Annotated in this window: 11 protein-coding genes; 2 read left to right on the top strand and 9 right to left on the bottom strand. The window is 68.1% G+C overall.

The genetic code is table 11. From position 1 onward, the window contains the following. Positions 1-32 precede the first annotated feature (32 nt). Genes pilQ through FPJ27_RS20825 form a run of 4 tightly spaced genes read right to left on the bottom strand, consistent with a single transcriptional unit; the run spans position 33 to position 4,094 of the window. On the bottom strand, positions 33-1,667 hold the full coding sequence (gene pilQ / locus FPJ27_RS20840) for a type IV pilus secretin PilQ (protein WP_204425493.1): 1,635 nt from the start codon (positions 1,665-1,667) through the stop codon (positions 33-35). Further along, entirely contained in the window at positions 1,664-2,530 is an 867-nt protein-coding gene (locus FPJ27_RS20835) for a pilus assembly protein (RefSeq protein WP_204425485.1), read from the bottom strand. Before FPJ27_RS20835 ends, pilQ begins: the two co-directional genes overlap by 4 nt. After that, a complete protein-coding gene (locus tag FPJ27_RS20830) occupies positions 2,527-3,171 on the bottom strand; it encodes a fimbrial protein (RefSeq protein ID WP_239483390.1) in 645 nt (214 codons plus the stop codon). Before FPJ27_RS20830 ends, FPJ27_RS20835 begins: the two co-directional genes overlap by 4 nt. Continuing rightward, on the bottom strand, positions 3,171-4,094 hold the full coding sequence (locus FPJ27_RS20825) for a competence protein ComA (protein WP_204425483.1): 924 nt from the start codon (positions 4,092-4,094) through the stop codon (positions 3,171-3,173). Before FPJ27_RS20825 ends, FPJ27_RS20830 begins: the two co-directional genes overlap by 1 nt. 226 nt (positions 4,095-4,320) lie before the next feature. Between FPJ27_RS20825 and FPJ27_RS20820 the strand changes: the two genes are divergently transcribed. Next, positions 4,321-6,714 carry a penicillin-binding protein 1A gene (locus FPJ27_RS20820; RefSeq protein WP_083534274.1) on the top strand — a complete coding sequence of 798 codons (2,394 nt, stop codon included), beginning with the start codon at positions 4,321-4,323 and terminating at the stop codon, positions 6,712-6,714. 93 nt (positions 6,715-6,807) lie between these two features. Here the strand turns inward: FPJ27_RS20820 and cyaY are convergent, their stop codons facing one another. Further along, positions 6,808-7,134: an iron donor protein CyaY gene (gene cyaY / locus FPJ27_RS20815; protein WP_204425474.1), complete on the bottom strand. Its 327-nt coding sequence runs from the start codon at positions 7,132-7,134 to the stop codon at positions 6,808-6,810. A gap of 36 nt (positions 7,135-7,170) precedes the next feature. On the opposite strand from cyaY, the gene FPJ27_RS20810 reads away from it, so the two are divergent. Then, positions 7,171-7,449, top strand: a complete 279-nt coding sequence (locus FPJ27_RS20810) for a lipoprotein (protein WP_072443836.1) — start codon at positions 7,171-7,173, stop codon at positions 7,447-7,449. Positions 7,450-7,530: 81 nt separating this feature from the next. Here FPJ27_RS20810 and msrQ read toward each other — a convergent pair whose 3' ends face one another. The 4 genes from msrQ to FPJ27_RS20790 form a co-directional block, all read right to left on the bottom strand. After that, on the bottom strand, positions 7,531-8,217 hold the full coding sequence (gene msrQ / locus FPJ27_RS20805; RefSeq protein WP_204425466.1) for a protein-methionine-sulfoxide reductase heme-binding subunit MsrQ: 687 nt from the start codon (positions 8,215-8,217) through the stop codon (positions 7,531-7,533). A 20-nt stretch (positions 8,218-8,237) separates the two neighbouring features. After that, the gene (gene msrP, locus FPJ27_RS20800; RefSeq protein WP_175963248.1) at positions 8,238-9,233 is read right to left on the bottom strand and encodes a protein-methionine-sulfoxide reductase catalytic subunit MsrP; all 996 of its coding nucleotides are present in this window, start codon (positions 9,231-9,233) and stop codon (positions 8,238-8,240) included. A 159-nt stretch (positions 9,234-9,392) separates the two neighbouring features. Continuing rightward, the gene (ccsB, locus tag FPJ27_RS20795; RefSeq protein ID WP_072443831.1) at positions 9,393-10,583 is read right to left on the bottom strand and encodes a c-type cytochrome biogenesis protein CcsB; all 1,191 of its coding nucleotides are present in this window, start codon (positions 10,581-10,583) and stop codon (positions 9,393-9,395) included. Positions 10,584-10,587: 4 nt separating this feature from the next. Continuing rightward, positions 10,588-12,804, bottom strand: a complete 2,217-nt coding sequence (locus tag FPJ27_RS20790) for a cytochrome c biogenesis protein ResB (RefSeq protein WP_204425464.1) — start codon at positions 12,802-12,804, stop codon at positions 10,588-10,590. Between the last annotated feature and the right edge of the window lie 10 nt (positions 12,805-12,814).

Below are 12,814 nucleotides of genomic sequence, written 5' to 3'. Positions count from 1 at the left end.
TCTGCTTCAATCTTGCTGGTGTGTGGCGCAGCTTACTGGCAAAGCGGCTGCCTTGTCGAGCCTGCGCCGGCGGCTTCCGGCCCCGTTTTGTCGTGATCCGCGCCAGCCGCGCCGCGCGCATCGCAGCGCGCATCGACGACGGTCGGCGTGATGAAGACGACCAGTTCGCTGCGCTGGTCGCGCTGCGCGCGGTGCCGGAAAAGCGCGCCCAGAATCGGTATTTTGCCCAAGAGCGGCACGCGCGTCACATCGTTCCGGCGCAGCTGCTCGTAGATCCCGCCGATCGCGACCGTCCCGCCGTCCTCGACCTCGACGCGCGTCTGCACGTGCTTCGTATGGATAGCCGGGCCGGCCGCCGTCGGCTCGCCGACGCTGTCCTTCGTCACGTCCAGGTCGAGCACCACGCGCCCGTCGGGCGTGATCTGCGGCTCGACCTCGAGCTTGAGCGTCGCGCGGCGGAACTGCACGCCGCTCACGCCGTTGCCGATCTTCGCCTGGTACGGCAGCTCCGAACCCTGCTCGACGATGGCCTTGACGCGATCGGCGGTCACCACGCGCGGACGCGAAACGATCTGTCCCCGCCCTTGCGCTTCGAGTGCGCTCAGTTCGATGTCGAGTACGCGGCTGAGCGGCGCGGCAAACAGCGTGAAGCCGGCGGTTGCCGCCTCGAAACCGCCGAGCGGCCGCGCGGCAAGGTCGAGCGCGTTGCGCGCGTCCGCCGTGAACGTGGTGCCGTCGCCCGACGGCGGGCGCCCCTGCGCACGCAGCGCGACTCGTGCGCCGAGGTTGCGCGAGAAGCCCTGTTCGCCCTCGACGATGCGCGCCTCGATCCGGACCTGCCGCGATGGCCGGTCGATCGCATCGATCAGGCCCGCGATCTGCACGATACGCGGTTCGAGATCGGTGACGAACAACAGGTTCGTGCGCGGATCGGCCGCCGCGGCGCCGCGCTTCGACAGCAGGCGCTGGCCGGTCGCGCCGGTCAGCAGCCGTTGCACGTCCTGCGCGCGCGGGTAGTGCAGCGCAAACGTACGGCTCGCGAGCGGCTCCAGATCGGCGGCCCGCGCATGCATCTCGAAGCGCTCGCGTTCGCGCGCGGCCAGTTCGGCCGCCGGCGTGACCCATATCACGTTGCCGCGCCGCGACATCGCGAGCCCGTGCGTGTCGAGCAGCGTGTCGAATGCATCGCGCCAGCGAACATTGTTCAGACGTAACGTGACGGTGCCGCGCACCTGCTCGCCGACGACGATATTGAGCCCCGTGAACCGGGCGAACGCGTCGAATGCAGCTGCGAGACCGACGCCCTGCAGATTCAGCGAGATTCGACGCGCGTCGTTCGCATCGCCCGGTTGCCGTGCCGCGTCGTCGCTCATCCGGGCCGGCGGCGCCAACGGGATCGGCGGCCCCTCCAGCCGGGGAGCCGGAGCGGCGGTTTCTGCCTGACGCGCCGCGTGAGCCGCGTGATCGAACCGTTGCGGGCCGCCCCCCGCCGACACGGCATCGTCCATGCCGTCGGCCAAGCCTCCGGGCGGCGGCAGGCCCGGCACCTGCGCATCCATCGCCGCTGCTGGCCAGACGGCCGGCAGCGGTGGCAATGACGCGCTTGCCCCGGCCGCCGTCAATCCGGCCCAGACGACGGCGAGTGCCCGACATCCGTACTTCATCATGGCCGGCCTCCGTCATCGAGGACGAGCCGGTGCGCCCCGTCCGCCGTCGCGAGCGTCACGGCCGCGGGCTCGACACGCACCACGCGCGCAGCCCCGAGCGCTTCGCCGGGCGCCACGGCGGTGAACGTGCCGTCGCCGCCGTCGAACAGCGCGAGACCGGCGCGCGCGTCGCGAATCGTGCCGGCCAGGCGGGCAGCCTGACCATCCGCTGCGGACAAACCAGCCGTGTCGAACGGGTCCTCGTCGAGCGCCGCTGCCGGAACCGCCACCGTGCCGCCAGCGCCCGTTGCAGCCGGCAGCGCCGGAAAAACGTCGACGGACATTTCCACGCGCGCCGCCTGCAATCCTCGCTCGACAGACAGCGCCGACGGCACCGCCAGCACCGGGAAGCTCGCCAGCCCGCCGACCACGTGCAACAACGCGCGAAAACCGCCATCCGCGACGACACGCACCGTGCGCCGGCCGTCCGGCGCCGCGCCGCCGGCTTGCTGCGGTTCGATCGATACGCGACGCAGCCCGCTCGACGCTGCGAGATCGGCCAGTTCGAGCATCAGCACGCCCCATTCCGGCACAGGCGACAAGCGGTCATCGCGCGCTGGTGCCGGACCTGCGTCGCGCCGCTGCCCGGCGGCCGCAAGCACGCGCCGTGCATCGGCCTCACGCACCTGCGCCTCTGCCAGCAACGTGCGACTGTGCGCGAGCCCGCTCCAGTCGGCGGTATTCGCCAGATGAATTCCCCCTGCCAGCACGGCTGCGAACGCCAGCGCGCAGCCGGCCGCATGGGCAGCCTCGGGCGACACGCGCCGCATGCCGCGCAGCCATGCTTCGCCGCGCGGCGCAGGCCGATGCGCGATCGCCATCATGCTCCGCCTCCCGCCGCCTTCCGCGACGACATCGCATCGCGCCAGCGCAGTTGGACCGAGAACCGGAACGGCATCCCTGTCGACGCGACCGGTGCATCCGAAGCAGGCTTCAACGCGTCGATATCGATCCGCCAGTCCCGCTGCTCGCGCGCCATCCCGGCGAGCCATCGCTCGGCCGCGCGGTAACTCGTGGCGCGCACATCGAGTTCGGCACCCGTCGGTGTCGTGCGCAGCGTGTCGAGCCGAACCGCGTCGTCTCGCACCTGCGCCAGCGTCGCCAGCAGCGCTGCGACGCGCCGGTAAGGCGCGGCGAGTTCGGCTGCCTGCGCGCCGCGCCGAGCGGCGGCGGCTGCTGCACTGGCGGCGCGCGTCGCAACTTCCACCCGCGGCTGCAACTGCCGCAGCCGCGTCTCCACGCTTACGTGCTCGGCGTCCACACGCCACCGCAGCCATGCGGCAGCGCCCGTCCACAAACCGGCGCCGAGCACGCCGAGCAGGATTGCCGTCCCGCACTGCGCGGCCCGGCGACGTCGCAACGCCTGCGCCAGCCGCTCGCGGTACGGCAGCAGGTTGAAACCGCCGAGCCCCGCACGAACGACCTCAGCCGGCCCGGACGCGCGTGCCGGCATGCGACCGGTCATCATTCCCACACCCCGCGCAACGCCAGCCCGAACGCGACGGCGAATGCAGGGCCGCCCGGCATGCCGGCGGGCGGGCACGGCTGCCCATCCCAGCCCGTGCAGTCGAACGGCACCGCAACCGCGCCGAGCACGTCGCCGATATCGGCGACGGACGTCCCGAAGCGGGCGATGCACCGCTCGTCCCCGGCCACGAGTACGCAACGCACGGCCCCGAGCACGCGCTGGCGCAATGCGTCGGTGAACGCCTCCGGCGCCCCGCCTGACAGCGCGAGCACCTGCGCGGCCAGCGCACCGTCGACCCGCCACGCTCGCACGCCCGAGTCGCTGAACCAGAGCGCGGCATAGGGACCATGCGCGTCGAGCTCGAACTGCGCCGCATAACGCAACGCGCGCAGCGCGGCCGCCGACTCGCCGTCGACGGCCGTCAGGTCGACACCGGCCTGGGCGGCCACGTCGATCCGCCGTTCGAGCAGCGCCAGCGGGGCCACCGCGACCTCGATCTCGCCAGACTGCGCGCCGCCATCCTGCCGCCAGTCGAACGCGAGGCTGTCCGGCGCCAGCCCCGAAATGCGCTCGGCCGCCTGCCGAGCGGCATCCTCGACGTCGCCACGCCCGGCCAGGTCGAGCGTCGCGGTACGGATCTCTTCATCGCACAGCGCCATCACGCCGCACGCCTCGCACCGCACACTCGCCGCCGACAGCCGCGACACGGCCGCCGACAGCGAGCGCGCGACCGCCGCCCAGCGCGCGTCTTCCGGCCCGCCCGCCAACCCGACCGGCTCCCGCTCGAGCCCCTCGACGCGCACATCGACAGCACGGGCGCGCCGGCTCAGCGCGACCACCCTCACCTCGTCCGCACCGACGTCGATTCCCGTCGCCCCGTGCCTGCCCTGCGCGAACCGCGCCCCCCATCGTCCCGCCATCCCGGCCTCCCGCGATCGTCGCGGCCCACGCCGCGTTTCCGAGACCTGATTCTGCAAAGCGGCGCGTTCGGCCGACAGTCGGCCGAACGGCCAGCATCGGCTCGGAACAGCCGTGCGCGGGCTATGCTGAAGTCACGTCAACCCGCGGCTTTCCGGCGGGCAGCCCCCGTGTCAGGACCGGTCTTACCGGGCAGCTATAATCGCGAGACTGTTTTCCGGTATGCCTATGCAATCCACGACTCCTACGTCCCCGCCTCCCGCCCCGGAGCCGAAGAAGCGTCCCTGGTGGCAAAAAGTCCTGCTCGGCTTCGCCGCGATGTGCGTGGCCCTCGTCGTGGCCGGCGGCCTCGTGCTCGGCTACGCGCTCGTCGTCGCGTGGCCGAACATGCCGTCGCTCGACGCGCTGACCGACTACCGCCCGAAGGTGCCGCTGCGCATCTATACGTCCGATCACGTGCTGATCGGCGAATTCGGCGAAGAGCGCCGCGACGTCGTCCATTTCAAGGACGTGCCCGACTCGCTGAAGAAGGCGATCCTCGCGATCGAGGATGCACGCTTCTACGATCACGGCGGCGTCGACCTCACCGGCATCATCCGCGCCGGCTTCGTCGCGCTGACGAACGGTCATGCATCGCAGGGCGCGAGCACGATCACGATGCAGGTCGCGCGCAACTTCTTCCTGTCGAGCGAGAAGACCTACACGCGCAAGATCTACGAGATGCTGCTCGCGTACCGGATCGAGCGCGCGCTGACGAAGGATCAGATTCTCGAGGTCTACATGAATCAGATCTATCTCGGCCAGCGCGCGTACGGCTTCGCGAGCGCCGCGCGGGTCTATTTCGGCAAGGACCTGAAGGACATCACGCTCGCGGAGGCGGCGATGCTCGCGGGGCTGCCGAAGGCGCCGTCCGCGTATAACCCGGTCGTGAACCCGAAGCGCGCGAAGGTGCGCCAGGAATACATCCTGCAGCGGATGCTCGAGCTGAACTTCATCACGCGCGAGCAGTACGACGAGGCCGTCGCGCAGCCGCTCGTCGTCAAGGGCCCGGGCCGCGATTTCAGCGTGCACGCCGAGTACGTCGCGGAAATGGTCAGACAGATGATGTACGCGCAGTACCGCGAGGAAACCTACACGCGCGGCTTCAACGTCGTCACGACGATCGACTCCGCTGACCAGCAGGTCGCGTACACCGCGCTGCGCAAGGGCATCATGGATTACGAGCGCCGGCACGGCTATCGCGGGCCGGAAGGCTTCATCGAGCTGCCGGCCGGTGCGGACGACCGCGAACAGGCGATCGACGACGCGCTGCTCGAGCACCCCGACAACGGCGAACTGATAGCCGCGGTCGTCACGGCCGCGAGCCCGCGCCAGATCACGGTCGCGTTCATCGACGGCAGCACTGCGACGATCGAAGGCGACAACCTGCGCTTCGCGTCGGGCGCGCTGTCGACCAACGCGCAGCCGAACCGCCGCATCCGCCCGGGCGCGATCGTCCGCGTCGTGAAGAGCGACACCGGCAAATGGTCGATCACGCAGTTGCCGCAGGTCGAAGGCGCGTTCCTGTCGATCATCCCGCAGGACGGCGCGATCCGCTCGCTCGTCGGCGGCTTCGACTACAACAAGAACAAGTTCAACCACGTCACGCAGGCGTGGCGGCAGCCGGGTTCGTCGTTCAAGCCGTTCATCTACTCGGCGTCGCTCGACAAGGGCCTCGGGCCGGCAACCGTGATCAACGACGGCCCGCTATATTTCAGCGCCGCCGAAACGGGCGGCCAGCCGTGGGAGCCGAAGAACTACGGCGGCGGCTTCGAAGGCCCGATGTCGATGCGCACCGCGCTGCAGCGCTCGCGCAACCTCGTGTCGATCCGGATCCTGAACCACATCGGCACGAAGTACGCGCAGCAGTACATCACGCGCTTCGGCTTCGACGCCGAGCGCCATCCGGCCTACCTGCCGATGGCGCTCGGCGCGGGCCAGGTCACGCCGCTGCAGATGGCCGGCGCGTACTCGGTCTTCGCGAACGGCGGCTACCGCGTCAATCCGTACCTGATCGCCGAAGTCACCGATCCGAACGGCGCGATCGTCGCACGCGCGCAACCGCTCGTCGCCGAGCAGAACGCGCCGCGCGCGATCGACGCGCGCAACGCATACGTGATGAACAGCCTGCTGCAGAGCGTCGCGCAGCGCGGCACGGGCGCGCGGACCAACATCCTGAAGCGCACCGACCTCGCGGGCAAGACCGGCACGACGAACGATTCGCACGACGCGTGGTTCGCCGGCTACCAGCACACGCTCGCCGCGATCGCGTGGATCGGCTACGACAACCCGCGCAGCCTCGGCGATCGCGAAACCGGCGGCGGCCTGTCGCTGCCCGTCTGGATCGACTACATGGGCGCGGCGCTGAAGGGCGTGCCGGAGTTCAAGCCGCCGGTGCCGGACGGCGTCGAGTCGCTCGGCAGCGAGCTGTACTTCACCGACTTCACGCCGGGGCACGGTTTCGTGTCGACGGTCGGTGTGCCGCAGGCGCCGGCCGCGCAGAACGTCGACGAAGCGGCGCCGGCGCCGCACGTCGACGAGCAGGAAAAGCAGGACATCATGAACCTGTTCCGCGGCCACTGACCCGCGGCCCCGGACATGAAAAAAGCGCCCCGCGAATGAACTGCGGGGCGCTTTTTCTTTTGGTACGACATCCGGGGCCCGGCGCCCCGGCCGTCACGCGCTGAACGTGATCGGCAGGCCGGCCTGCTGCGTCGCGTATTCGGTGAGCGCCGCGTAGAACTCGGTGCCCGTGCGCGTATCGTGCCATTCGCCATCAACGAAACGGTAGTGGAATCCGCCCGCCTTCGCGGCGATCCACACTTCCTTCATCGGCGGCTGCAGGTTGACGATGATCTTCGAGCCATTCTCGAACGTCAGCGTCAGGACGCTGCCGTTGCGCTCCAGATCGATGTCGTGGTCGCCGTCGTTCGCGGTGTCGACGGTACGCTCGACGGCCGTCAGCACGGCCTCGGCACGGGTCAGGTATTCGGTATCGGACATGCTAAACTCTATCGGTTCAATTGTTCAGGGACGATCATGCGAGTCGTTTTCCGGATGAGCGCGATTGTAGCGGCTTTGGCGATTCTTGCCGGCTGCGGTCAAAGCGGCCCGCTCTATCTGCCTACCGTGCCTCCGCTGCCCAAGCCGATCCAGCAGCAGGACACGCCGCCGTCGGACGTGAAGCCGACCGATGAAAACGCGTCATCCGACAGTGTGCCCGATTCGTCCGGCACGCCGCTCACGCTGACGCCCGAACTGTCGAGCGACGCATCGAAAATGCCCGCACCGGCGTCGGGCTCGGCCGTCACGCAGTAACGACGCGACGGCGCCCGCGCAGCTCGCGAAACAAGGCGATGACTTCCCGGTCATCGCCTTTTGTTTTTGCAGGCCGTGCCGTCACGCGCGCACGCGCCGCCATCCCCATGCGGCCAGCCGCCAGCCGAGCAGCGCGGCGATGATCGCCGCGTAAAGCTTCGGCTGCGCGAGATCGTGCTTGCCGGCTCTCATCCACCAGAAGTGCAGCACGCCGAACAGCGCGATCGCGTAGATCGCGCAGTGCAGCGTCGCCCAGTGGCGGCCGAGCCGGCGCACCATCGCGCGCGGCGACGTCGCTGCGAGCGGGATCAGCAGCACGAACGCGGCAAAGCCGACCGTGATGAACGGGCGCTTGCCGACGTCCTTCAGGATCGCGACGACGTCGAACCACTTGTCGAACCACAGGTAGGTCGTGAAATGCAGCGTCGCGTAAAAGAACGCAAACAGCCCGATCATCCGGCGAAAGCGCAGCAGCGTCGCGAAGCCCGTCATGCGCCGCAGCGGCGTGACGGCAAGCGTGATGCACAGCATCACGAGCGTCCACAGGCCGGTCGAGCGCGTGATGAATTCGATCGGGTTCGCGCCGAGCCGGTCAGTCAGCCCGAACAGCACGAGACGCGCAAGCGGATAGAGGCCGGCCGCGAAAACCAGCACCTTGGCCGGCACGAGCCAGCGCGGCGCGCCGGTACGGATCGCACCGGCCCGGGCCGCGCGTGCGGTCGATCCGCTGCCGGCTGCGCGCGCGGGTGTCAGCGTCGAAGGAGGCATGTCGTTTCTCACCGTCGCGCTCAGAAGTTCTTTTTCAGGTCCATGCCCTGATACATCGACGCAACCAGATCGCCGTAGCCGTTGAACATCAGCGTCTTGCGCTTCGGCGTGAAGAAGCCGTCCTCGCCGATGCGCCGCTCGGTCGCCTGGCTCCAGCGCGGATGATCGACGTTCGGGTTCACGTTCGAATAAAAGCCGTATTCGTTCGCTGCGTACGTGTTCCAGCTCGTCTTCGGCTGCTGGTCGACGAAGCGGATCTTCACGAGCGACTTCGCGCTCTTGAAGCCGTACTTCCACGGCACGACGATTCGCACCGGCGCGCCGTTCTGGTTCGGCAGCACCTGCCCGTAGACACCCATCGTCAGCAGCGTCAGCGGATTCATCGCCTCGTCCATCCGCAGCCCTTCCGAATACGGCCAGTCGAGCACGGGTGTCGAGAGGCCCGGCATCTGCGACGGATCGGCCAGCGTGATGAACTGCACGTATTTCGCATTGCCGGTCGGCTGCACACGCTTGATCAGCTCGGACAGCGGCACGCCGATCCACGGGATCACCATCGACCAGCCTTCGACGCAGCGCAGCCGGTACACGCGCTCCTCGAGCGGTGCGAGCTTCAGCAGTTCGTCGAGATCGAACACTTTCGGGTGCAGCACCTCGCCCTCGACGCTCACGCGCCACGGGCGCGGCCGCAGCGTGCCGGCGTTCTGCGCCGGGTCGCTCTTGTCGGTGCCGAATTCGTAGAAGTTGTTGTAGGACGTGATGTCCTTGAACGGCGTCACCTTGTCGGCCGCGACGAACTTCGGGTTCGTTTTCGCCGCGAGCTTCGCCGCCCGCGCGTCGGGCGACGCATACGCGGCAAATGCCGCACCGCTGCCGCCGAGCAAGCCGCCCGCCGCCGCGAGGCCGGCCGCCTGCAAGACGCGCCGCCGGTTCTCGAACACCGCGCGCGGCGTGATCTCGCTGTGCGCGATATCGGCGCCGGTCAGTACGTTCCGCAAAGGGCGTTTGATCCACATCGTGCTGCTCCTCCTGCATGCGCCGCGCGCACGCTTCATGAGCGTTCGACCCGGCCCGTCATGCGCCGTTCGACGCCCGGATCGCCCGCCCGTTACAAAAGAAAACCGCCGGGCACGCAGTGCACCGGCGGTCTTATAGTCGGACGAGCGGCCGAAATCTTACAGCTTGCCGTAGCTATGCAGCCCGGACAGGAACATGTTGACGCCGAGGAACGCGAACGTCGTGACGAGCAGGCCCGTGAGTGCCCACCAGGCGGCAACCGCGCCGCGCAAGCCCTTCATCAGCCGCATGTGCAGCCACGCCGCGTAGTTGAGCCACACGATCAGCGCCCAGGTTTCCTTCGGGTCCCAGCTCCAGTAGCCGCCCCATGCCTCGGCCGCCCACAGCGCGCCGAGGATCGTCGCGATCGTGAAGAACGCGAAACCGACCGCGATCGACTTGTACATCACGTCGTCGAGCACCTCGAGCGTCGGCAGGCGATCGGCGAGCACGCCGCGCTCCTTCATCAGGTACGCGACCGACACCATCGCCGACAGCGCGAAGCTGCCGTAGCCGATGAAGTTCGCCGGCACGTGGATCTTCATCCACCAGCTCTGCAGCGCAGGCACGAGCGGCTGGATCTGCTGCGCATCGCGCGCGACCGAGTACCACATCAGGAAGCCGACCGCCGCGCTGATGACCAGCAGCACGAACGCGCCGAGCGAACGCGTGCCGTAGTGGCCTTCGTAATACAGATAGAGCAGCGCGGTGATCAGGCTGAACAGGACGAACACCTCGTAGAGGTTCGATACCGGGATATGCCCGACGTCGGCGCCGATCAGGTAGGACTCATACCAGCGCACCATCAGCCCCGTGAAGCCCATCAGCACGGCGACCCACGTGAGCTTCTGGCCGATCGCGGCGCCCGTTTCCGAGCGCGCGAGCAAGCCGATCCAGTAGAAGATCGTCGCGAGCACGAACAACGCGCTCATCCACAGGATCGCCGACTGGCTCGACAGGAAGTACTTGAGGAAGAACGCCGAATCGGCGCGCGCGAGATCGCCCTGGTAGATCTGGATCGACAGCAGCGACAGCACGGCGATCGACGCCATCATCAGCCGGGCCGGCTTCCAGCGCCAGCCGAGCGCGACGAGCGCCGGCACGGTGCCGATCATCACCGCCTTGTCGTAGTAATCCATGTGCGCGTTGTAGTGCACGAGCGCATAACCCGCGCCCGCCACGAGCGCCAGTGCGAACAGCCAGTCGATCAGCGACAGGCGCGCGAGGAACGGACGATCGTCGAACAGCGGCGCCGAAACCGGGGCCTGGGCCGACGCCCGACGGGAAGAGGAGACTTGCGTGAGATCCATGATGTTACCGGGTGGAATTCTCGGAATCGGAACCGCCGCCGGCAGGCGGGCGGGCCGTCGATGCCGCGCCGGCGGGCGCGGCATCGCGAGGTGCGGCGCGCAAGGCGGCGCCGGCCGCGTCGCGCGTCTGCACGAATTCTTTCTCGAAATCGAAGGTCTTGCGGGCCGTGGACATCGCCATCACCACCTCGACACCCGGGCCGGCATCCTTGAGCCAGAACCAGAGGCGCCGTTCGCGCACGTAGAACATCGAGAAGATGCCGGCGACCAGCAGCAGGCTGCCAAGATACACCAGATTCTTGCCGGGTGCGCGCGTCAGCTGAAATACCGAAGCTTGCACCTGCTTGAATGAGTCTAGCTGCAGATAGACGGGCGATCCATACAGAAAGCTGTCAGATAGCGCATTGATCGCGTTCTGCACGAATCGGATCGTGTCGGTGCCCTGCTGGGCAGCCGGCTGGCCGGCGCGCTCGCGCGCGATCTGCCAGACCTCCCACATCGAGCCCTCGAGCATCCGCAGCAGCAGGCTCGCGGCCTTCTCCTGCTCGGCCTTCGGCACCGAGCGGTCGATGAACGTCGCCACGGCCTGGAAACCGCCGATCGGCTGGCCATCGGCGCCGCGGCCGCCGCTGTCGTCGCTGGCGGCAAACAGGGTCAGCACCTTCGATGCGCTGTCCTGCAGGCGGCCGCGCAGCGATGCGTCGGTGCCCGGCAGCGAACGCTGCGCGAAGCGCGCGGCGGCTTCGGCACGCACGGCCGGATCCTCGAGCGCGGCGCGCAGGTGCATCCATTCGCCGATCGAATCCTGGCTGTCGGCCGGAATCCGCATGTAGCGGAACGGGTCGTTCGGGCTCGCGCGCACGCCGGCGAGAAACACGCGCACGCCGTTCATGTCGACGGGCAGCATGTAGTTGTTGAATTCGCGCGCCTGGCCGTCCTTGCCGCGGATCTTGTACTGCACGGACGGGCCTATGTTGTGGAGCTGCATCGGCTTCGACGTCTTCGCGCCGGAGCCGAGCCGTTCGTCGAACGCCTCCTTCAGCGACGCCGTCTTCGCGACGCCGCGCACGTCCGGCTTGCCGTTCGCGTCGACCATGTTCTCGACGTTGATCGCGCGGAAATCGGAGAACTCGATCGTATCGCCGTCGGCGCCCGGCATCTGCAGCGGTGCCGAACTGCCGATCGTGCCCTGCACGGGGAAGGTCTTCGCGTTGCCGCCCGTCATCGGGTAGGCCGTCATCTGCATCTGCGAGCCGCCGTCCTGGAAGCTCGACTGGTAGATCGACACGCCCTTGTACGTGAACGGCTTGTTGACCTCGACGCGCGCCGGGATCTTCTGGCCGGTCTCGCGATCGATCACGACGATGTCGCTCGCGAACAGCTTCGGCATGCCCGTCGTGTAGTAGTCGACGATGAACTTGTTGAGCTGGATCGAGAACGGCAGGTCCTGGATCAGCGAGCCGCTCGGCTGGTTCAGGATCGCCGTCGACACGAACTGCCCCTCGGGCACCCACGCATAACCGCGGAACGTCGGGTTCGACGCGGACAGGCGATGGTCGGGAGAAATCTCGCTGATCGTCGCGCTCGTGTTGACCGGGCTCTTGCCGAACATCCACATCTGGAATTTGATCGGCAGGTTGCTGTCGAGCAGGCCACCGATACAGATCACGACGATCGCGACGTGCGCTGAGATGTAGCCCCACTTGGTCATCGCACCGCGCTTCGCGGAGATCAGCGTCGCGCCGTCGGTTTCACGCACGACGTGCTTGTAGCCGGCCTTGGTGACGAAGGTGGCAAGCGCCGCCGCAACGGTCGCGCGCGTGCCAGAAGCCGTGTACTCGGCCTTGTGGTGGAACGCGCGCAGGCTGCCTTCGCGGACCTTGTCCTTCCAGCTCTTCGCATCGGCGAGCATCTTCGGCGCGTTGCGGATCACGCACAGCGAGATCGACACGACGAGGAAGATCAGGATCAGCATGAACCACCACGCGCTGTACACGTTGTACAGGCCGAGCGAGCGGAAGATGTCCGCCCAGAACGGCCCGAACTGGTTCACGTAATTCGGATACGGATCGTCCTGGGTCAGGACCGTGCCGACGATGCTCGCGATCGACAGCACCACCAGCAGCGCGATCGCGAAACGCATCGAACTCAGCAGCTCGACCGCGCGCTTCGACGCACCCTGACCCGACTTCGACTGCAACCCCGACGTGGTAACGCTCATTCAAACTCCG

This window comes from Burkholderia sp. MS455 (assembly GCF_016899445.1).
GTDB lineage: Bacteria > Pseudomonadota > Gammaproteobacteria > Burkholderiales > Burkholderiaceae > Burkholderia > Burkholderia pyrrocinia_C.
Note: the sequence above shows the minus strand (reverse complement) of the source record. Positions and strands in the feature narration are given on the sequence as shown.

Bases quoted from the DNA above. Each gene is read 5' to 3' on its own strand.
- FPJ27_RS20835 (WP_204425485.1), bottom strand. From the start codon at position 2,530: ATGATGGCGATCGCGCATCGGCCTGCGCCGCGCGGCGAAGCATGGCTG.
- msrQ (WP_204425466.1), bottom strand. From the start codon at position 8,217: ATGCCTCCTTCGACGCTGACACCCGCGCGCGCAGCCGGCAGCGGATCG.
- pilQ (WP_204425493.1), bottom strand. From the start codon at position 1,667: ATGATGAAGTACGGATGTCGGGCACTCGCCGTCGTCTGGGCCGGATTG.
- FPJ27_RS20790 (WP_204425464.1), bottom strand. From the start codon at position 12,804: ATGAGCGTTACCACGTCGGGGTTGCAGTCGAAGTCGGGTCAGGGTGCG.
- cyaY (WP_204425474.1), bottom strand. From the start codon at position 7,134: ATGTCCGATACCGAATACCTGACCCGTGCCGAGGCCGTGCTGACGGCC.
- msrP (WP_175963248.1), bottom strand. From the start codon at position 9,233: ATGTGGATCAAACGCCCTTTGCGGAACGTACTGACCGGCGCCGATATC.
- FPJ27_RS20825 (WP_204425483.1), bottom strand. From the start codon at position 4,094: ATGGCGGGACGATGGGGGGCGCGGTTCGCGCAGGGCAGGCACGGGGCG.
- FPJ27_RS20830 (WP_239483390.1), bottom strand. From the start codon at position 3,171: ATGACCGGTCGCATGCCGGCACGCGCGTCCGGGCCGGCTGAGGTCGTT.
- FPJ27_RS20820 (WP_083534274.1), top strand. From the start codon at position 4,321: ATGCAATCCACGACTCCTACGTCCCCGCCTCCCGCCCCGGAGCCGAAG.
- FPJ27_RS20810 (WP_072443836.1), top strand. From the start codon at position 7,171: ATGCGAGTCGTTTTCCGGATGAGCGCGATTGTAGCGGCTTTGGCGATT.
- ccsB (WP_072443831.1), bottom strand. From the start codon at position 10,583: ATGGATCTCACGCAAGTCTCCTCTTCCCGTCGGGCGTCGGCCCAGGCC.